Raw genomic sequence first — 287 nt, forward strand, 5'->3', positions numbered from 1 at the left:
GCATGTCGCCGCCCTCCGGGCCGCCGGAAACGAGCGCCTCTACCCGGCCGGGACGTACCTCGCCCGTGCCGGCGAACCGGCCCATCGCTTCGTCTACGTGGAGGACGGCGAGGTCGAGGTGGTCAACCCGTTCACGGACGAGCGCCACCTGCCCTCCACTCTGGGGCCGACGCAGTTCATGGGCGAGATCGCCTTCCTGAACGGCGGCAACTTCTCCATGCCAATGCGGGCGGTGCAGGACACCCGCGTGGTCGAGGTGCCGCGGCCGGCGATGCTGCGGCTGATGT

At 70.4% G+C, this 287-nt stretch carries 1 protein-coding gene; it reads left to right on the forward strand.

Features of this window, described 5'->3' with window-relative positions:
* Positions 1 to 287, forward strand: a 287-nt coding sequence (locus CVH10_RS19615) for a cyclic nucleotide-binding domain-containing protein (RefSeq protein ID WP_146143123.1), incomplete at both ends; no start/stop codon positions are given.

It is taken from the genome of Halomonas sp. ND22Bw (assembly GCF_003011945.1).
Classification (GTDB): domain Bacteria; phylum Pseudomonadota; class Gammaproteobacteria; order Pseudomonadales; family Halomonadaceae; genus Halomonas; species Halomonas halophila.